This window comes from Klebsiella sp. CN_Kp104 (genome assembly GCF_040064515.1).
GTDB classification, from domain to species: Bacteria; Pseudomonadota; Gammaproteobacteria; order Enterobacterales; family Enterobacteriaceae; genus Klebsiella; species Klebsiella aerogenes.
Map to the genome: position 1 here is coordinate 110,937 of NZ_JBEAII010000001.1, position 17,371 is coordinate 128,307.

Below are 17,371 nucleotides of genomic sequence, written 5' to 3' on the forward strand. Positions count from 1 at the left end.
AAACTTTAAAAACTTTACCAACTCGCTGTTTCTTTAAGGTCATTTGTACGCTTTACTCACCGCCTTGTGCTGTGCGGCAAGAGTGTTGCGGCATATTTTGTTTGGAAAGGATACTTGGGTGGCTCTTATGACGCATGATGCTTTTTCCCTTCGCGGCCTCGCGGCAGGCTGCGCGCTTTTACTTCTCGTGGCCCCTGCAGTGCAGGCGGCGGATCAACTTCCTGATGCGCCATCGATTGATGCGCGAGCCTGGATCCTGATGGACTATGCCAGCGGCAAAGTGCTGAGTGAAGGTAATGCCGACGAGAAACTCGACCCGGCCAGCCTGACCAAAATCATGACCAGCTACGTGGTAGGCCAGGCGCTGAAAGCAGGCAAAATCAAACTGACCGATACGGTCACCGTCGGCCGCGATGCGTGGGCCACCGGTAACCCGGCGCTGCGCGGCTCCTCGGTGATGTTCCTGAAGCCAGGCATGCAGGTATCGGTTGAAGACCTCAATAAGGGCGTGATAATTCAGTCCGGCAACGATGCCAGCATCGCTATCGCCGACTATGTCGCCGGCAGCCAGGATTCGTTTGTCAATCTGATGAACGGCTACGCGCAGAAAATCGGCCTGACCAACACCACCTTTAAAACCGTCCACGGCCTGGACGCGCCGGGGCAGTTCAGTACCGCGCGCGATATGGCGCTGCTGACTAAAGCGATGATCCATGATGTGCCGGAAGAGTACGCGGTACACAAAGAGAAAGAGTTCACCTTCAATAAAATCCGTCAGCCAAACCGCAACCGTCTGCTGTGGAGCACCAACCTCAATGCCGATGGCGTTAAAACCGGCACCACCGCCGGCGCGGGCTACAACCTGGTCTCTTCCGCGACCCAGGGCGATATGCGCCTTATCGCGGTAGTGCTGGGCACTAAAACCGACCGTATTCGTTTTAACGAGTCCGAAAAACTGCTGACCTGGGGCTTCCGTTTCTATGAAACCGTCACGCCAATCAAACCGGATGCCACCTTTATTTCCCAGCGCGTGTGGTTCGGCGACAGTAATGAAGTCAAACTGGGCGCCGGCGAAGCCGGATCGGTGACCATTCCACGCGGGCAATTGAAAAACCTGAAAGCCAGCTACAACCTGACTGAGCCGCAGCTCACCGCGCCGTTGGCGAAAGGGCAGGTGGTGGGCACCATCGACTTTAAACTCAATGACAAAACTATCGAACAGCGCCCGCTGATCGTCATGGAAGACGTGAAAGAGGGCGGCTTCTTCAGCCGCATGGTCGACTTCGTGCTGATGAAACTGCACGGCTGGTTCGGCAGCTGGTTCTCTTAAGAGACAGGCCGCGCCCTACGGGGCGCGGTTAGTACAGCAGTGATATTTGCTTTTCTTTCGCCAGCGCCAACAGATCGTCATCCGGGCGAACGTCGCTGGCGATGACGTCAAAACGCGATAACTCCCCCATCCGCGCCGGCCGCACTTTGCCAAACTTACTGTGATCGACCACCAGCACATGGTAGCGAGCGTTGTTCATGGCCCAGTGTTTCACCGGCAGCTCTTCGAGGTTATAACAGGTCGCGCCTTGCTCGCAGTCGATACCGGCGGCGGAGTAGTAGGCGATATCCGGGCTGAGATGGCTCAAGGTATCCTGCAGGCTGAGCGGTAGAAAGATGGCGTTGCTGGCGTGGAATTCGCCGCCGCACAGAATAGCGCGACACAGCGGTTTTTCCTGCAGGGCGAGAAAGGTATTTAACGAGTAGCACACGCCGGTAAACGGCAGCTCGTTATCGATGGCGTCGATTATCCATGGCGTCGTGGTGCCGCAGTCAAAAAAGGCCATCTGATGCGCTTCAAGCAGCCCGGCGGCATGGCGCGCGGCACGGCGTTTTTCATCCACCAGACGGGTTTTCTGATCGCTCAGCAGATAGTGCGTGGCGCTACGCGGTTCCAGCACGATGTAACCGCCCAACAGCACCACCGGGCCGCTGTGGCCGTTCAAATCGCGACGAATGGTCATTTCTGATACGCCAAGCAGCGAAGCTGCTTCTTTCAGGTGAAGTTTATCGCTGCGCTTGAGTGCCTGAATGAGCTGGTTAATGCGTTCGTCACGACGAGTTTCCATATACCCTCTGAGCTAAAATCGCCCTGCAAGGGCAGGGCGTCAGCTTGATTTTACCCGGCGGCGAGGGGTTCGTCACCTGTCAGACGTTAGCCGCGTACCCAGCCTTTACGAATCGGCAGCGAGAAACAGAGACGATACAGGCGCTGCAGCCGTTGGTAGAGACCATGACCGCCGCTCTGCCACAGCAGTTGCGCCCCAAGGCAGCCGCACATGCCAGCCAGCAGCCCGCCCAACATATCCAGCGGCCAGTGTACTCCCAGATAGACGCGCGACCATGCAATCGCCGAGGCGATGACCAGCAGCAGCGCGCCGGACCACACCCGGTGCCAGAATAAAAACGCCAGCGCGAAGGTAAAGATGACGGTGCCGTGATCGCTTGGGAACGAGTCATCCGCCGCATGATGCAGGAAGTTATAGCCGACGCCGTCAACAAACGGCCGGTCATGCGGAAACAGATGACCGATAACCCACGAAATAGACAGGCTCAGGGCCAGGGCCAGCATGACCTTAAATACCAGCTGACGTTGGTTTGGCCCCCACAGCCACAGCGCCACCACCAGCAGCGGCACAATGATAATTAAGTCTTTGGCAATAAACGTGGCGACCTCAATCGCCCACCACGAGGAGGCCGGGGTGGCGTTAATCAGGGCAAACAGCGCGTAGTTGATATTTTCCAGCATGCTTCCAGTCTCTGGTTACGATGGCAATAAGCTGCTCACCTTATTGAAAGGCAACGATAGGGTAAAGCAGCATTGTCTTAATTATCAGTTTGTTACGAAATATATCCGTGAGATGCCCTTGCCGGTATTTCGCCATAGCAAGTATATCGGCTGTAATCTCATTGAAACATAAACGAAATATAAATATTCGTTTCATGCAGTACCGCGGGCTGGCGATATTTTTCATTGTCACTCACAATTCACTATCTCCCCGGGTCGACTTTCATTAAACTTTGCGCGATTTTTTTTTAATTAAGAGATTGCATGCAGAATTATTCGTTATCAGGTAAGCGCCTCGGTCGTCAGGCGTTACTGTTCCCGCTGTGCCTTGTGTTATATGAATTCTCCACCTATATCGGCAACGATATGATCCAACCGGGTATGCTCGCGGTGGTGCAGGAGTTTCAGGTCGGCAATGAGTGGGTCCCCACCTCTATGACCGCCTATCTGGCGGGGGGGATGTTTTTGCAGTGGCTGCTGGGGCCGCTGTCGGATCGTATTGGCCGCCGTCCGGTGATGCTGACCGGGGTGGTGTGGTTTATCGTCACCTGTCTGGCGACGCTGCTGGCGCAAACCATTGAGCAATTTACCCTGCTGCGTTTCCTGCAGGGCATCAGCCTGTGCTTTATCGGCGCGGTGGGCTATGCGGCTATCCAGGAGTCGTTTGAGGAGGCGGTGTGTATCAAAATCACCGCCCTGATGGCTAACGTCGCGCTGATTGCGCCACTGCTCGGGCCGCTGGTCGGCGCTGCCTGGGTGCATATGCTGCCGTGGGAGATGATGTTTGTGCTGTTCGCCGTGCTGGCGGCCATCTCCTTTGTGGGGCTGCAGCGGGCGATGCCGGAAACGGCGACGCGGATGGGGGAAAAACTGTCGGTAAAAGAGCTGGGCCGCGACTATCGTCTGGTGTTGAAAAACCTGCGCTTTGTCGCCGGCGCGCTGGCGACCGGTTTTGTTAGCCTGCCGCTGCTGGCGTGGATTGCGCAATCGCCGGTGATTATCATCAGCGGCGAGCAGGCCACCAGCTATGAGTACGGCATGCTGCAGGTGCCGATTTTCGGCGCGCTGATCGCCGGCAACCTGGTGCTGGCGCGTCTCACCTCGCGCCGCTCGGTACGTTCGCTGATTATTATGGGCGGCTGGCCGATTATGTTTGGCCTGCTCCTGTCGGCGGCGGCCACGGTGGTCTCGTCCCATGCTTATCTGTGGATGACCGCTGGTTTAAGCTTCTACGCTTTCGGGATTGGCCTGGCTAACGCCGGGCTGGTGCGCTTAACGTTGTTCGCCAGCGAAATGAGTAAAGGGACGGTTTCGGCGGCGATGGGTATGCTGCAGATGCTGATCTTTACCGTGGGCATTGAGCTTAGCAAGCATGCGTATGAGCTTGGCGGTAACGGCCTGTTCAGCCTGTTTAACTTGCTGGGCGGGGTGCTATGGCTGGGGCTGATTATTTACTTCCTGAAAGATAAAAGCGTCGGCAGTTCGCAGCAGGCGTGATACGTAGCAAACCCGGATGCCCAAAGGCATCCGGGGATTCATCAGGCGAACGGCGCTTCGCGATTCAATACCTTATCGATAATCTGCAATACGCCTTCTTCGTTATTATGCGGCGCATGATGGCTGGCGACGGCTTTGACCTCCGCTTTGGCATTCGCCATGGCGAAGCCAAAGCCGGCATGCTGCAACATTTCAATATCATTGCCGCTATCGCCGAAGGCCACCACTTCATGATTATCAATACCCCAGCGCTCCTGCAAAATGCGCAGGCCGTTGGCTTTATGCACGCCAGGGATGATTAAATCGATACTGCCGTAACCGGTGGCGACGGCGGTAACCATATCGCCCAGCGCCGCGTGTAGCTTCGGCTGAATTTCCGGGATCAGATGATCCGGCACGTTCAGGCCGAATTTGAGGATCGCGTCATCGAGATGGTTAAAATCATCCACCAGTTCGAGACGGTGATAGTACTTCGCCGCCACCGCTTTTAGCTCGTCGTTATAGCTATTGAGCGTATAGGCGCTGCGTTTGCCGCAGGCGATAATTTCGATATGCGGCAGCGTTTGCAGGTGGTCGACGACGGCGTTGAAATGCGTCGTCGGCAGCCGGCAGTTAAAGATATCCTCTTTACCGCTTACAACCCAACCGCCGTTTTCGGCGACGAAGGCGATTTCATCGACCAGCTCCGGGAAGAACGATATCAGCTGGTAATACTGGTTGCCGCTGGCGACCACGAAGCGAATGCCCTGTTCGCGCATGCGCTGATACTGCGCCAGAAATCGTGGGCGATTATAGGTTTTGGCATCGCTTAAAAAGGTGCCGTCCATGTCTACCGCAATCAGTTTGATGCTCATTAGCTATTCTCCATCACAGGTTCAGGCTGCGGTTTGGCTACCGCGCGGGCTACCAGCGCCGCCACCATGACTAGTCCCAGTACTACCATCATGGCGCTACGCAGGCCAAAGTGTTCGCCAAGGAAGCCCAGCAGCGGCGGCCCGACGAGAAAAGCCAGATAGCCGGTAATCGCCACGACGCTCACGCGTTTAGGCGCATCCGGGCCGGTATCGCTGGCGGCGGAAATGGTGAGCGGGAAACCAAGCGACGCGCCGAGCCCCCACAGCAGTACCGATACCCCGGCAACCCAGGTGCTGTCGACAAAAATTATCAGCCCGATGCCCAGCGCGCCCATTACCGCGCTGGCGCGTACCACGGCGACGCGGCTGTAGCGGTCGATAAACCAGCCGCCGGTGAAGCGGCCGAGGGTCATGCCGAGGGTGAAACCGGCGTAAATCAGCGAACCGGAAGTGGGGCTAAAGCCATGGCCGTCGACCATCAGCAGCGGCAGCCAGTCGTTGGCGGAACCTTCGGCAAAGGCCATCGCCAGCACGATTACGCCGATCAGCAATAGCTGCGCGTCGCGCCAGACCGGTAGGCCTTTGGCCTCGCTATGGGCGGATTCGGCGGCGTTTTTGCCGGTACCGTCGGGGATGGCGCGAATGGCGATAAGGATAGGAGCAATCGCTACCAGCGCGGCGATCAGAATATGCGGCGCGGCGGGCAGGCCAAAACCGGTCACCGCCATACCGATGCCGGCGCCCACGAGGGTGCCGAAGCTGTAAAAACCGTGCATCATCGGCAGCACGGTTTTATTCATTTCCCGTTCAACGGCGGCGCCTTCGACGTTAATCGCCACTTCCGCCGAGCCGAAGCTGGCGCCAAAGATAGCCAGCCCAAAGGCGAACAGCGGCGCGGAGGCGAGCCACAGCGCCAGGCTTAACACCAGCATGCCCGCCACGGCGCACAACATAGTTGTGCGGATGACTTTACGGGTACCGAAGCGCTTCACCAGCCATGCTGAACAGAGAATACCGCTCATCGAACCAATCGACAGGCCAAATAGCACCATTCCCATTTCAGCAGTGGAAAGGGTTAGTAAATCGCGAATCGCGGGCGTACGGGTGGCCCAGGAGGCCATCAATAAGCCGGGAATAAAGAAGAACATAAATAGCGCCCACAGCCGAAGCTGGAGGGCTTTGCGAGAAGTTTGCGCCGTCATCCATAAACGCCCGAGAAAGAAGAGTTGCAGACAACAGTAGCAAGGTTGTGTACATTTGTACACATTCCGCTATCGCTTGATTTGCATAGCGCACAGAGGGGAAAAACACACCGATGACCCGCAGACCGAACGATCCGCAGCGGCGCGAGCGCATCCTGCAGGCGACGCTGGATACCATCGCCGCGCACGGAATTCATGCGGTAACGCACCGTAAAATCGCCAGCTGCGCCGGGGTACCGCTGGGCTCGCTGACCTATTATTTTAGCGGTATTGAGGCGCTGATTGAGGAGGCGTTTCGTAACTTCACCGTGGAAATGTCGGCGCAGTATCAGCAATTTTTCGACGGCGTCGGCAGCCGCCAACAGGCCTGCGACGCTATCGCCGAGCTGATCTTCAGCGCCCAAGTGACCACCGCGCGCAATATGGAGTTAATGTACCAGCTGTACGCGTTTTGCAGCAGCCGACCAGCGCTGAAAACGGTCATGCAGAGCTGGATGCTGCGCAGCCAGCAGACGCTGGAGCAGTGGTTTGAACCGGCGACGGCGCGCGGGCTGGATGCGTTTATCGAGGGGATGACGCTGCACTTCGTGACCGATAGCGCGCCGCTGTCGAAAGCGGCGATTCGCTTAATGGTCGGGCGGCTGGCGGGGGAGAATAGCGCTAGCTAAGCGTCGCTCCGGCGGTGACGTTAACCACCGTGGCGGTCATCGCCGCCGCCGATGGTGACGCGAGAAAGGTGATGACCCCGGCTATCTGCGCGAGCGTTGGTAACCGCTGCAGCATCGTGCCGTGCGCCGCACCACCCAGCCACTGTTCGACGCTCAAGCCCAGCGCCTGTGCTTTAGGCGCAAACACCTCGGCAGTATAAGAACCCGCCAGCGCCGCATCCGCTATCGCGTGTGACCGTACGCCGAGCACGCGGATTTTTTTGGCGCCGAGTTCGCTGGCCAATGCTTTGATAAAGGCTTCCATTGCGGCGCAGCCGACGATATGGCCGAGGTGTCCAGGGATGGCCATCGTCGCGGAAGGAGGGATAGTGGTAATAATGACGCCCTCGCGTTCGCCACCCATCCACGGCGCCACTGCCTGGGCAATAGTAAATTGGGCATCAAGAAAGGGGACAAAACCCTGGTGATACTCGGCAAGGGATAATTGTGCCAGCGTTTTCCCCTGATTGTGGAGAAAGCCGGTGGCATTAACTACGATGTCAATCCCGCCGGTTCGCCCGGCCAGGTTGGCCACCTGCGCGGTGGTTTGCCCGCCATCCAGCACATCCAGTTGCAGGGTCTCGACGCTCCCGCCTGCGGCGCGAATCTCAGCCGCCGCCTTTTCCAGCTTATCCGCCTGCCGGGCGGCCAGAAAGATCCGCGCTCTTTCTTTCGCCATGGCGAGCGCCGCCGCGCGGCCAATCGCGCCGCTGCCGCCGAAAATCACCACGGTCTTATCTTTAAGCAACATGAAGAGCGCCTTATGTGGGAGTGGATCAGCAAAGTATGGGTGAAAAAATAGACCGTGCAAGTAGGGGGGAGTTACGTTTAGGGATTGATTTTCTTTATTAGGTGTTTGTTTAACTTGTTGATTTAATAAGGGAATGCTCTAATTATTACTGGCCAATAGACGCGCTTTTGATTAGCCTTGGGTTACCTGATGCAGGGATAAGAAAGAGCCAATGAAACCAAAAAGATTCTCTTCAAGCTATGTTTGTAAAAAGATCTGCATTCATGCAATCAATATGTTTGAAGCTGTCGGAACGGGCAGCTTCTCTATCGCCGCTGTGGTTTGTTTTATTGCTCTGGATGGCTGGTTATTCAAGCTGGGTGGTTTCGCCATCTGTTTTTCGCTGGTGTGCTTGATAAGCTTTATCGCCGATTATTTAAGAGGGGATATTTAAGTGGCATGTTGAGGACATATCAGTTATACAACATAGGGAGAACGTATCGTACTGATGAAAAAATTGCTTGTTAAATTAATTTGGGTAGAGTTTCTTTCTTAAGAATGTTATCGCTTTCCATGAAAGCGGATAAGGTGTAGCTATTAGTGCAAAGGCGCAGCAAACTGCAGTCACAGCAAAGTAAGCCAGCCCATAACCGGTATCATTAGTCAGCACCGCGTAGCTACAAAAGATAAGCAGGGCAATGATGATGATACAGGACATGTAAAAACGACGCCTTAGCTCCACCAACAAGACCTGCAGGCTTTGATCTTTACGTTGTGGACTCTCAAGTCCTTTTCGCAGCATATTGATCTCTTTGCTGGTAAAACCGTGCTTCTGAAGTGTTTGTTCCTGCTGTACATCAATCATGTTTTTACCTTCAACCGAAACACCTCTTAATCGTTGCGGACAATAATATCAATAATTATCACAGGATGATAGGCTCTGCAGTTCCAGTAACAATATTACCGGAACTGATAATATACGTCGTGCAAATGACAAATGTAACAGAGTTCTCACCCCCTAAGCTAAAGTCTGGAGTGCTATGTTAGATAGTCATAGGCTTTTTCATGCTCCCGGATAATGAATTTTTTAAGTCTGAGAGTATATATTAACGTCAATATTAAGCTGGTTATGAACCATATGCAGCCAAAGGTAATTATTGAGAGGGCAGGATCGTTTAACGGGGCGGGGTCAGTCCACACATTGATTTTTTTGAGAGGCTTGTAGCGGCTAGTGAATGCGATGATGAACTGATGGCGAAAATCCGTGCTCATGAGTACAACCGCTCAATAGATCTCTCCTGTTAGTCATAGCAACGCTGCTGACGTCAGGACTAGATTCTGGTGTCGGCAGTGTTGAGCAACGAGCCATGCGAGGCTTTAGAGTTTTTGTGCATGTCTATGCTGCATGAAAAGGCATGATCGTTTGAGGATCGTTTTCGCTCCCGCCTGCCAGAACTGGCGGGCTTTTTCATATTTCATGAATGTGCATGAAAACTGCTACATAACGCGGGCAGGCGTGGTGGGGATACGAGCGCGCGTTCAGGGCGCAAAGCTAGCTGAAAGCAATGGTGGTTAAGTCTTAAAATGGCCGTTAATCCACTTTAGGAGTACCATTTTGACGTTTTTTGTCATAAAGTGTCCTAAGATTTGGTTGTTGGTGACGTTTGTTGCTTTTGCAACTAAGATTATTCAACCACCAGGAGGGGGGAAAAATGCTTATTGAATTCAATGTTGAGAACTATCTCTCAATTAAAAACAAACAAACATTTTCACTTATTGCTAATAAAAGTAATGAGTTAGAAGAGAATATCTTTACAGTTGAAGGAAACGTTAATCTTAATGTTCTCAAGTCAGCTGTTATTTACGGTGCTAACGCAGCAGGCAAGTCGAATGTGCTTCTCGCTGTCAGAGCTATGATGGATATCGTAACTCAATCTGCATCTAACACTCAGGCTGGCGAAGAGGTTCCTGTATTTCCTTTCAAGCTTGATTCGGATTCAATTAAAAATCCTACTGAATTTGAAGTTACTTTTATTGCAGAGGGCATTCGGTATCAGTTTGGTTTTTCTGCTACAAATGAAAGAATTATTGATGAATGGCTCTTTGCGTACCCAAAAGGAAGACCTCAAAAATGGTATTTCAGAGCTTGGGATGAAGAGAAGCAGGAGTATGAGTGGGATTTTGGCGCATCACTACTTGGTGAAAAACAAGTTTGGCAGCGCTCAACAAGAAATAATGCCTTGTTCTTATCTACAGCTGTTCAATTAAATAGTGAGCAGCTTAAGCCTGTATTTACTTGGTTTAAAAAAACGCTGAGACTTTCTGGGGTTAAAGGGTGGGCCAATACATTCTCCGCCAAACGCTGTACTGAGGATACGAAGAAAGAAATCTTGAATTTCTTGAAAGCTGCAGACATTGGCATTGATGATGTTTTAGTTACAAAAGAAAAATTTAATCCAGACGATTTGCCATCTGATATGCCAGATGATATCAAAAAAATCGTTATTTCTAACATGAAGGATAAAGATATCTTCGATGTTACTACTGTCCATTATAACGATAAAGGTGAGCCGGTTAGTTTTTCTCTTGAGGAAGAGTCTCATGGCACTCAGAAGCTTTTTTCTTTAGCTGGTCCATGGTTGGATGCGCTCGATAATGGATATGTACTATTTATCGATGAGCTTCATGATACATTGCATCCTAAGCTGGTTAGTTTTTTGGTAAATCTTTTTAATAGTCCTGATACTAATAAAAAAGGTGCTCAGTTAATTTTCTCAACGCACGAAACATCCATTCTGAATCAAAGCATTTTTAGACGCGATCAAGTCTGGTTTTGTGAGAAAAATGAACATAGTGAAACTAATCTATACCCATTGACTGATTTTAGCCCAAGAAAAGGAAGGGAAAATCTAGAAGCCGCATACCTAGACGGTAGGTATGGAGCATTACCGTTTATCAAAAAATTGACGGGAATTTGATATGGGAAGCGAGGATTTATTTAAAAAGAAACGTGCTCCTAAAACTGCTAAGGATCTGGCAAGACGTAATGCAGTTAAATCCCCTCTCGCTAAAATATTAATTGTTTGTGAGGGTAAGAAAACCGAACCAAATTACTTTGAGGATTTGATTAACCATTTTGAATTACTTACAGCAAGTGTAATTGATGTAACTGGTGAGTGTGGCTCTAGTCCAATGTGTGTTGTTCGTCATGCAAAAGAACAGCATAAAAAAATGACTGAACAGGGGGCTCCTTATGATCAAATTTTTGTTGTGATAGATAAGGATGCCCACACTGACTATGTGGCAGCACTCGATGCTCTCAGGAGAAGTAAACCAAGTTCAAGTTGGTTTACTGTGAATTCAGTACCTTGTTTTGAGTATTGGTTACTTCTACATTATACCTATTCGACAAAGGCATTTAGAAATTTACCGGGTAACAGTTCGGGAAATCAAATTGTCAGTGAGTTAAAAAAATATATTAAGAACTATGAGAAAGGCTCAAAAGGGATTTTTCATAAAACCCTAAATGCTCTAGAGTCAAAAGATTTAAATGAAGTAGTCCTTAGGGCTAAGAGAAGTTTACAGGCAGCTGAAGCTAGCGATACTGATAATCCAAGTACAAAAGTTTTTGAGTTGGTTGAAAGGCTTATCCAGCTTAGAAAACAAATAGAGTCAAATCGTAAACAGAAACGATCTTAAGAGCGTTTTGATTGCCCCCCTAAACCACCTATTGGGGAGGTGGTTTAGGGGGGGCAATCAAAAACCGCCCGGGGAAGGGCGGTTGATATCAAAGGTTGGTCGGCTAAACGTCAGTCTTCATCGGTCAGGTATGGGTTAAAGCGTATCACTTCATCACTCAGCCACTCGTTAACTTCTGTGATGCTTACAAGTATGCCGTCCTCAAAAAATCAGCGCAGCACCACCTCATCCCAAAGGTATGCAAGAACAATTTGCTTACTGATATTGACCCGCCGCTGGCGCAATGCCGTTCACTTAAGCGGAGCGGCATGAGAGTTCACCGGATAGCGGGTTTTTGACATCTTAACCGCCCTCGGCCTTGGAGGTCGGGGGCGTTTTGTTATGAACACCGCCTCCAGATTTCCTCGCAGATGCTCCAGCCGCCTCGGGATGGTTCCCGGCGATACCGTATTGCCCAGCACTATCATTTCCGTCGCGATAAACTGGAACGCGAACTTGAAGCTTATTTCTGAGGGCGCTTTCCTGTGTTTCTCCGCCGCCCTTGTTGCCTCGCGCCGTATCAGGTTATAGGCCAGTAACATCCCCCATACCTCCTGCTCCAGCAGGTCAACTTTCCGGCTTCTCAGCACCAGCGCATTATCCAGAAGACTGCTTTTCAGGTTTCTGAACCCGACCTCGATTTCCCAGCGTGAATGATAAAGCTCTGCCACATCCTTTGCCCGATAGCGGTCTGCCGGAAGCGAGGTCAGGACCGTTTTCTCCACACCATTCACCTCGTAAGTCACCGCCCGGGCATACCAGTATTCCGGCAGTGACGCATTCTTTTTCCGGGCCTGCGGGGACACCTTCAGCTTCAGTAGCCTGTCGCCTGAACCGTAACTTTCCTCTGTTTCCGCCACCATATTCTTGCGGGCTGGCAGCAGCCAGTGCCGGTTATTCCCCTGCTGATTCAGCGTCACCAGCAGGTCTGCGCTGTAGAACAGTTTGTCGAACAGCGTGACGGAGTTATCCGGAATAGAGGCCGTCATCGACTGTGCCAGTAGGATTTCACTCCGCCGGTAAGGGGCGGTCACCGCATCCAGCAGTACATGACTGCCCAGGTTCATTAAGGCCACCAGACGCATAACCGGATATGCACTCTGGCGCGTGGTGGACGTATTCGCTGAGCCGTAATAGTCGCGAAGTTCAGATTCGTCAGGTGTTCTGAACTGAGCGCCATCAACAGCAAAAAGTTGCAGGCCCTGCCAGTCATCGTTGTGGTAGCGCACGGCTCCCCAGGTCTGCGCGGTCTGGCGAAAGAGCCATTCAACCGGAGCCGCTCCGACCCGCTGGCGAGCCTGGGTGACAGCGCTGAGGGCCAGCAGGTTCATACCCGCTTCACCATCAGCACTCAGGTTCAGTCGGCGGACCACATCGGTAATCGGCTCATTGCGGAAAAAGGCCATCGCCACGACCATCCAGATAACCATATCACCGGGCAGACGGCGACGCCGGACGGTGGCGTGCTCAGAGAGCGTCAGGCAGTGTTGTATCCACTCAGCAGGGAGATGTTCTGCAAACATCTGTGCAGAAGGCGGCGGCATAAGGGGATGGTCGCTGAAATCGAGCAGGTCATTGAGAAGTGGCATAAGAAAACGGCTCCCTGTAGTGGAAGCCGTTATATTGCCGTAGTTTGAGGAGCGATCAACCGATCCTTAACTGATCGGCATTGCGCGTAATGCGGGTTTTTTTATGCCCTCATAAAACGCCGCGTAACGCTGCAGTGGCCTTTTCGCGGCTAAACAACCCACTGAACACGTAAAACAGATTGTGCGCACAGCAGAGCGCTGGCAGCGTGTGAGCCTGACAAAATAAATCTTTCCGTGACGAAACCGGCGCTACACCGCACCCGCCTGCGGTTTCTGGATCATAAAAATTTTTCAGTGGGATTTTTCTTCAAAAGGTATCGCTAGCCCGCGCCAGTGCTGGCGGTTTTGCTGAGATTGGAAACTGAAAAAATTGAAAAGAATTTCAGTGTTTTTCAGTTTGAAGGATCTGCGGAGGATCTAAGAAAAAACAACCCAATGAAATTTAAGGGAAAAATATATTTTACATGGGTTTTAGATGATCAATTTACGCTGGAAGGTAGGATAAAGAAAAGCGCGAGATTCCAGATATGACGGGGCCTGCAGTGATATTGTGGATGTTTTTGAAACAGAAATCACATTGCTGCAAGATACTTTTTTTGCGGCTATGCGACCTTCTAAAAAATAGGGAATAATCGAGTATGCTTAGAGCAAGATGCTGATTATTTGTTACTAAGTTCGATGAAGATAGATCGCTTTAATTTACGGAGTTTAATATGCCTTTTGCTCAAATGATGCGTGACAAGTTGGTCCTGGTTAAGACGGATGGAAGCCGAGTAACAGATCTAAGAGGGAGTGTTCAAAAAGGTAAAATTTACATAATGAGAGGAGATGTTTCGATTGAGCCTGGAGATGAATTGCACCGTGAAATGCCAGGCGAGAAATTTGAAGAATACGTAGTAGTTGAACCAAATTTCTATCAAGGGGTTCATGGGATACCGGCGCATTATCAAACCGAGGTTAGGAGAAAAGGCAAACAACAACCTCAAGCCGCGGCCCCAACCTCACATACCACAAACTATAACTTTTTTGGGAATAACAGCAGGGTAAACAATAGCTCAGTTGATAACTCAAACAATTTCACTGGCAGTGATGATAGTGTTCGCCAGGTAATGGCCATACTAGATTCAGCAAGAAAAGATGTTGAAACAGCCGCGATGGAACCTGTCGATTCACAAACGACTAAAGCAACTTTAGACATTGTGGAAGGCCAAATAAAGGCTGATGCCCCATCAAAGCCTGTTATCAAGACGCTTCTTGCTGGGTTGCCTGTCGTCGCTCAGGCATTGCCTTCTATCGTAAAACTCGTGGAAATCTTTAAGAGTTGATTCCCTGCCGCCATTTTGTCGCCCTAGGCCTAGGATTCATAGTTTAATCAATTGATTATAAAGGGTTATATTTTCAGACAACAAAAAACCCATCAACCTTGAACCTAAACGGCGGGGTTGATGGGCTCCACAAAATGGGGACATCAAAGAAAAGCAGTGGCACTAGTTATGACTGACGTCCTGGGAAAAAGTTCTGTTCATCACCGATTTTTTTGCGAAAAAGTTAAAAATTTTCGGCCGGGACTAGCCAAGGCCCGGCCAGATGATGACGATTAGCGTACCGGCAAGGGTGAGCAGCACGTTGGCAATAGCGTAAGTGCCAGCATAGCCGAGTGCGGGAATGTTGCTGCGCGCGGTATCGCTGATAATTTCCATCGCCGGGGCGCAGGTGCGCGCGCCCATCATCGCGCCGAACAGCATCGCGCGGTTCATGCGTAGCACATAGGCGCCGAACAGGAAGCAGATCACCACCGGCACCAGGCTGACGATAAGACCGGCGGCCAGCATTTGCCCGCCAATGGCACCCAGACCGTTATTAATACCCGCGCCGGCGCTCAGGCCGACCCCGGCCATAAACACCATCAGGCCGAACTCCTTGACCATGTTCAATGCGCCCTGCGGGATATAGCCGAAGGTCGGATGGTTGGCACGCAGGAAGCCAAGCATAATGCCGGCGAACAGCAGGCCGGCGGCGTTACCGATGCCGAAGCTGAACGAGCTGAACTGGAAGGTGATCATGCCGATCATCAGGCCGACGATAAAGAAGGCGCAGAAAGCCAGCAGATCGGTCACCTGGCTATGAATCGAAATAAAGCCGATGCGGTCAGCGACGGTTTTTACGCGGCGGGCGTCGCCGCTCACCTGCAGCACGTCGCCTTTATTGAGCACCACGTTATCGTCGATTGGCATCTCAATCTGGCTGCGGATCACCCGGTTTAAGAAACAGCCGTGATCGGTCAGCTTCAGCTGCGCCAGGCGGCGGCCGACGGCGTTATGATTCTTAACCACAATCTCTTCGGTGACGATACGCATATCGAGCAGGTCGCGGTCAAACACCTCTTTACCGTTACGGAAGCTTGGGTCGAGGCGGGCATGGGCGTCCGGGTAGCCAACCAGCGCGATATCGTCGCCCATCTGCAGTACCGCGTCGCCATCCGGGTTCGCCAGGATACCGTTACGACGAATACGCTCGATATAGCAGCCGGTCTGGCGGTAAATTCCCAGCTCACGAAGATTTTTGCCGTCCGCCCACGCGACCAATTCCGGGCCGACGCGGTAGGCGCGGATAACCGGCAGATAGACTTTACGCTTGGAGTCGGTATCCAGACCGCGCTCGCGGGCGATCTGCTGGGCGCTGGTCTGCAGATCCTGATGCTGCAGCTTCGGCATATAGCGCGCGCCGACGATCAGGCTCACCAGGCCAACCAGGTAGGTCAGGGCGTAACCGAGGCTCAGGTGGTCAAGCGACTGCGCCAGCTGATCGCTGGGCAGGCCAAAGTGGCGTAGGGTATCGCCAGCGCCCACCAGCACCGGGGTGGAGGTCATAGCGCCCGCCAGCATCCCGGCGGTCAGGCCGATGTCCCAGCCAAACAATTTGCCCAGCCCCATAGCGATTAACATCGCGCTGGCCACCATCACCAGCGCCAGCATCAGATAGTTTTTGCCGTCGCGGAAAAAAATCGAAAAAAAGTTGGGGCCCGCTTCGACGCCGACGCAGAAAATAAACAGCATAAAGCCAAGATTTAGCGCATCTGTGTTAATGGCGAAGTGCTGCTGACCTAATAATAAAGAAACCACTAAAACGCCAATGGAATTACCAAGTTGTACTGACCCGAGGCGAAGTTTCCCCAGGCAAAGACCCAGTGCGAGTACAACAAACAATAACAGGATGTAATTCCCGTTTAACAAATCTGCGACGTTTATATTCACGAAAGCCAACTTCTCGTTTACTAGTAAGTTGTTGAAGGAAATGGTTTTTTGGTCTAAGGTTGCTCAAGCGTTCGCACTATGCCGAACGTTATTCTGGCATCCCGTTAATACCGATAAAACAGTGCCGCTAGTTTAATCTTTCCTGGTTGCTGCGGCTAGTCACAATCGTTTTACTCTGACGGGAGCGTTATAAGCATGGACTGCCAGAATGCTATTTCTGACTGGATGAAGTGAAAGATAGTTAGAGGCGAAATCAGGAGGATATCGTGAAATCTGAGCGCGCGTGGGCCGGTATAATTTGTGGGTTCTTTCTGTTTATTGTGGTCTGTTTATCGCTGTTGCTGCATATGAAAGGGGCTTTTCGGCAAACGGGCAACCCCGAGCTTGGACTGCTGTTCTTTGTGCTACCTGGCGCCGTGGCGAGCTGTTTATCCCCCGGAAGGCGCGTCATACGTCCGCTGATTGGCGCCATGCTGGCGGCACCGGTTTGTCTGGTGGTGATGCGGATGTTCTTTATTACTCATCGATCGTTTTGGCAGGAACTGGCGTGGCTTTTTAGCGCGGTCTTCTGGTGCGCGCTCGGGGCGCTATGCTTTTTATTTATTTGCGTCTGGCTGGACGCCAGACGCAGGCACTCAACGGAAGAGTGAAGTCTCTCAGGCAAACAGGCCGAGATTTTCCTTCGCCCAGGCTTCGAAATCCGTGCAGCCGCCGATGTGTTTCTGATCGACGAAAATCTGCGGTACGGTTTCTACCGGCTTACCGACGGTTTTTTCCAGATCGGCTTTGCTGATGCCTTCCGCGTGGATATCAATGTAGCGATAGCTGAAGTCATCGCGCTCGTTGCTCAGTTTCTCGGCCAGCTCTTTGGCGCGAACGCAATACGGGCAACCTGGGCGACCAAAAATAACGGTAAACATGCTTCTCTCCTTAAATCTCAGCCGGATGGCGAATGTGGCTATGA

At 52.0% G+C, this 17,371-nt stretch carries 17 protein-coding genes; 8 read left to right on the forward strand and 9 right to left on the reverse strand.

All coding sequences use genetic code 11. From position 1 onward, the window contains the following. The first annotated feature begins 127 nt into the window (after window positions 1–127). Window positions 128–1,330: a serine-type D-Ala-D-Ala carboxypeptidase gene (dacC, locus tag ABLU80_RS00535; protein ID WP_032705602.1), complete on the forward strand. Its 1,203-nt coding sequence runs from the start codon at window positions 128–130 to the stop codon at window positions 1,328–1,330. A 28-nt stretch (window positions 1,331–1,358) separates the two neighbouring features. Here dacC and deoR read toward each other — a convergent pair whose 3' ends face one another. Beyond that, a complete protein-coding gene (deoR, locus tag ABLU80_RS00540) occupies window positions 1,359–2,117 on the reverse strand; it encodes a DNA-binding transcriptional repressor DeoR (protein WP_015367546.1) in 759 nt (252 codons plus the stop codon). A gap of 86 nt (window positions 2,118–2,203) precedes the next feature. Further along, window positions 2,204–2,797 (reverse strand): undecaprenyl-diphosphate phosphatase, encoded by a 594-nt coding sequence (gene ybjG, locus ABLU80_RS00545; RefSeq protein ID WP_042895371.1) that lies wholly within the window; start codon window positions 2,795–2,797, stop codon window positions 2,204–2,206. Between the two features lie 303 nt (window positions 2,798–3,100). Here ybjG and kdeA point away from each other — a divergent pair, with 303 nt between their 5' ends. Then, window positions 3,101–4,333, forward strand: coding sequence for a multidrug efflux MFS transporter KdeA (kdeA, locus tag ABLU80_RS00550; protein WP_015367543.1), 1,233 nt, complete (start codon window positions 3,101–3,103; stop codon window positions 4,331–4,333). Between the two features lie 41 nt (window positions 4,334–4,374). Here kdeA and ABLU80_RS00555 read toward each other — a convergent pair whose 3' ends face one another. Continuing rightward, window positions 4,375–5,187, reverse strand: a complete 813-nt coding sequence (locus ABLU80_RS00555) for a Cof-type HAD-IIB family hydrolase (protein ID WP_047036382.1) — start codon at window positions 5,185–5,187, stop codon at window positions 4,375–4,377. Beyond that, on the reverse strand, window positions 5,187–6,389 hold the full coding sequence (locus ABLU80_RS00560; protein WP_045396346.1) for an MFS transporter: 1,203 nt from the start codon (window positions 6,387–6,389) through the stop codon (window positions 5,187–5,189). The genes ABLU80_RS00555 and ABLU80_RS00560 overlap by 1 nt, the downstream gene beginning before the upstream one ends. A 113-nt stretch (window positions 6,390–6,502) precedes the next feature. Here ABLU80_RS00560 and ABLU80_RS00565 point away from each other — a divergent pair, with 113 nt between their 5' ends. Next, on the forward strand, window positions 6,503–7,057 hold the full coding sequence (locus ABLU80_RS00565; RefSeq protein ID WP_015704847.1) for a TetR family transcriptional regulator: 555 nt from the start codon (window positions 6,503–6,505) through the stop codon (window positions 7,055–7,057). Here ABLU80_RS00565 and ABLU80_RS00570 read toward each other — a convergent pair. Continuing rightward, window positions 7,050–7,847 carry an SDR family oxidoreductase gene (locus tag ABLU80_RS00570; RefSeq protein WP_047036379.1) on the reverse strand — a complete coding sequence of 266 codons (798 nt, stop codon included), beginning with the start codon at window positions 7,845–7,847 and terminating at the stop codon, window positions 7,050–7,052. The genes ABLU80_RS00565 and ABLU80_RS00570 overlap by 8 nt on opposite strands. Before the next feature lie 211 nt (window positions 7,848–8,058). On the opposite strand from ABLU80_RS00570, the gene ABLU80_RS00575 reads away from it, so the two are divergent. Further along, window positions 8,059–8,280, forward strand: a complete 222-nt coding sequence (locus tag ABLU80_RS00575) for a hypothetical protein (protein WP_020079285.1) — start codon at window positions 8,059–8,061, stop codon at window positions 8,278–8,280. 75 nt (window positions 8,281–8,355) lie between these two features. Here the strand turns inward: ABLU80_RS00575 and ABLU80_RS00580 are convergent, their stop codons facing one another. Then, the gene (locus tag ABLU80_RS00580; RefSeq protein ID WP_032714145.1) at window positions 8,356–8,691 is read right to left on the reverse strand and encodes a hypothetical protein; all 336 of its coding nucleotides are present in this window, start codon (window positions 8,689–8,691) and stop codon (window positions 8,356–8,358) included. Between the two features lie 847 nt (window positions 8,692–9,538). On the opposite strand from ABLU80_RS00580, the gene ABLU80_RS00585 reads away from it, so the two are divergent. Both ABLU80_RS00585 and ABLU80_RS00590 read left to right on the forward strand, forming a co-directional pair. Beyond that, window positions 9,539–10,804, forward strand: a complete 1,266-nt coding sequence (locus ABLU80_RS00585; RefSeq protein ID WP_348849580.1) for an ATP-binding protein — start codon at window positions 9,539–9,541, stop codon at window positions 10,802–10,804. Between the two features lies 1 nt (window position 10,805). Further along, window positions 10,806–11,525, forward strand: coding sequence for an RloB family protein (locus ABLU80_RS00590; RefSeq protein ID WP_348849581.1), 720 nt, complete (start codon window positions 10,806–10,808; stop codon window positions 11,523–11,525). Between the two features lie 290 nt (window positions 11,526–11,815). Here the strand turns inward: ABLU80_RS00590 and ABLU80_RS00595 are convergent, their stop codons facing one another. Then, on the reverse strand, window positions 11,816–13,153 hold the full coding sequence (locus ABLU80_RS00595) for an IS4 family transposase (RefSeq protein WP_348849583.1): 1,338 nt from the start codon (window positions 13,151–13,153) through the stop codon (window positions 11,816–11,818). 713 nt (window positions 13,154–13,866) lie between these two features. On the opposite strand from ABLU80_RS00595, the gene ABLU80_RS00600 reads away from it, so the two are divergent. Beyond that, window positions 13,867–14,478, forward strand: a complete 612-nt coding sequence (locus tag ABLU80_RS00600; RefSeq protein WP_348849584.1) for a hypothetical protein — start codon at window positions 13,867–13,869, stop codon at window positions 14,476–14,478. Between the two features lie 243 nt (window positions 14,479–14,721). Here the strand turns inward: ABLU80_RS00600 and ABLU80_RS00605 are convergent, their stop codons facing one another. Then, window positions 14,722–16,407, reverse strand: coding sequence for an aspartate:alanine antiporter (locus tag ABLU80_RS00605; RefSeq protein WP_015704851.1), 1,686 nt, complete (start codon window positions 16,405–16,407; stop codon window positions 14,722–14,724). Window positions 16,408–16,673: 266 nt separating this feature from the next. On the opposite strand from ABLU80_RS00605, the gene ABLU80_RS00610 reads away from it, so the two are divergent. Beyond that, window positions 16,674–17,057: an inner membrane protein YbjM gene (locus tag ABLU80_RS00610; RefSeq protein WP_015367534.1), complete on the forward strand. Its 384-nt coding sequence runs from the start codon at window positions 16,674–16,676 to the stop codon at window positions 17,055–17,057. A 6-nt stretch (window positions 17,058–17,063) separates the two neighbouring features. Here ABLU80_RS00610 and ABLU80_RS00615 read toward each other — a convergent pair whose 3' ends face one another. Then, window positions 17,064–17,327 (reverse strand): GrxA family glutaredoxin, encoded by a 264-nt coding sequence (locus ABLU80_RS00615; RefSeq protein ID WP_045396328.1) that lies wholly within the window; start codon window positions 17,325–17,327, stop codon window positions 17,064–17,066. Window positions 17,328–17,371: the final 44 nt, after the last annotated feature.

Excerpts from the sequence above, each read along its gene's own strand:
- dacC (WP_032705602.1), top strand. The coding sequence starts at position 128 with ATGACGCATGATGCTTTTTCCCTTCGCGGCCTCGCGGCAGGCTGCGCG.
- deoR (WP_015367546.1), bottom strand. The coding sequence starts at position 2,117 with ATGGAAACTCGTCGTGACGAACGCATTAACCAGCTCATTCAGGCACTC.
- ybjG (WP_042895371.1), bottom strand. The coding sequence starts at position 2,797 with ATGCTGGAAAATATCAACTACGCGCTGTTTGCCCTGATTAACGCCACC.
- kdeA (WP_015367543.1), top strand. The coding sequence starts at position 3,101 with ATGCAGAATTATTCGTTATCAGGTAAGCGCCTCGGTCGTCAGGCGTTA.
- ABLU80_RS00555 (WP_047036382.1), bottom strand. The coding sequence starts at position 5,187 with ATGAGCATCAAACTGATTGCGGTAGACATGGACGGCACCTTTTTAAGC.
- ABLU80_RS00560 (WP_045396346.1), bottom strand. The coding sequence starts at position 6,389 with ATGACGGCGCAAACTTCTCGCAAAGCCCTCCAGCTTCGGCTGTGGGCG.
- ABLU80_RS00565 (WP_015704847.1), top strand. The coding sequence starts at position 6,503 with ATGACCCGCAGACCGAACGATCCGCAGCGGCGCGAGCGCATCCTGCAG.
- ABLU80_RS00570 (WP_047036379.1), bottom strand. The coding sequence starts at position 7,847 with ATGTTGCTTAAAGATAAGACCGTGGTGATTTTCGGCGGCAGCGGCGCG.
- ABLU80_RS00575 (WP_020079285.1), top strand. The coding sequence starts at position 8,059 with ATGAAACCAAAAAGATTCTCTTCAAGCTATGTTTGTAAAAAGATCTGC.
- ABLU80_RS00580 (WP_032714145.1), bottom strand. The coding sequence starts at position 8,691 with ATGATTGATGTACAGCAGGAACAAACACTTCAGAAGCACGGTTTTACC.
- ABLU80_RS00585 (WP_348849580.1), top strand. The coding sequence starts at position 9,539 with ATGCTTATTGAATTCAATGTTGAGAACTATCTCTCAATTAAAAACAAA.
- ABLU80_RS00590 (WP_348849581.1), top strand. The coding sequence starts at position 10,806 with ATGGGAAGCGAGGATTTATTTAAAAAGAAACGTGCTCCTAAAACTGCT.
- ABLU80_RS00595 (WP_348849583.1), bottom strand. The coding sequence starts at position 13,153 with ATGCCACTTCTCAATGACCTGCTCGATTTCAGCGACCATCCCCTTATG.
- ABLU80_RS00600 (WP_348849584.1), top strand. The coding sequence starts at position 13,867 with ATGCCTTTTGCTCAAATGATGCGTGACAAGTTGGTCCTGGTTAAGACG.
- ABLU80_RS00615 (WP_045396328.1), bottom strand. The coding sequence starts at position 17,327 with ATGTTTACCGTTATTTTTGGTCGCCCAGGTTGCCCGTATTGCGTTCGC.